General features: G+C 35.5%; 2 protein-coding genes. Both read left to right on the forward strand.

The window, feature by feature from the left end:
* Positions 1–65 precede the first annotated feature (65 nt).
* Positions 66–305, forward strand: coding sequence for a hypothetical protein (locus ACWIX0_RS13895; protein ID WP_454174572.1), 240 nt, complete (start codon positions 66–68; stop codon positions 303–305).
* A gap of 116 nt (positions 306–421) precedes the next feature.
* A partial coding sequence (locus ACWIX0_RS13900) for a hypothetical protein (protein WP_454174573.1) occupies positions 422–826 on the forward strand: 405 nt, incomplete at its 3' end.

Below are 826 nucleotides of genomic sequence, written 5' to 3' on the forward strand. Positions count from 1 at the left end.
AGCCTTTAAAAATCTGCTTTTTAGTTTTTTGATTGTTTAGCCTGCTTAGCTTTTTGTGGCAGGCTGTGGCAAGAAAAAATCGCAGACTAGATTTTCATAGCACAGATTGCCATAGCGCGAGATTTTACAAACATAAAATCTGCAAGTTTATTTTCTTTCCAAAATATGCTCATAGCATCGTTAATCTACAAAAATCCCTAAGCCTTTTGCAACCCCGCATTTGCCACATTTGTCATATTAGCCACATTTTATCCGCTTACTTTGTGCTACTTTATGTGGATTTTGCGCAAAAACTTCATTTTTGATATAATCTTGCTTACAAAAATCATACAGATAAAATGCGACAAAATCATAGCCCAAAACAAATCCCACCAAAAAAGCAAAACCTAAAAAAAAGCAAAATCTAAAATCTAGGAATCAAATGAAACTTATTTCAAGCATTTATTTTAAAATTTTCTCTCTTTTTTTTAGCGCGATAATCCTTGCAATATTGCTTGCCTATGAGATAGACAAAAGCTTCCACACAAGCGAAATCTACCGCTCCAAATCCGAAATCTTATACCTCATATATTCGATGATGCCAAATATCATAATGGGCGATTTTGATTCTGCGCAAATGCTAGCGGGGCAGTTTGGATTTTTTGCCCTAGATAGCTTGCCTAAAGAATACTCAAAGCTATATCAAAGCACTGATGATGTCATCTACTCGATGATTTTTAGCACAAAAGAAATCATAGGATTTGAGCTAGAGTATGAGGGCTATCACACTATCGTATCTCGCCCTATTTCGTATGGACTGATAGTGGGCGATGATTTTTGGCTATTT

The sequence above is a fragment of the Helicobacter sp. T3_23-1059 genome, assembly GCF_053654515.1.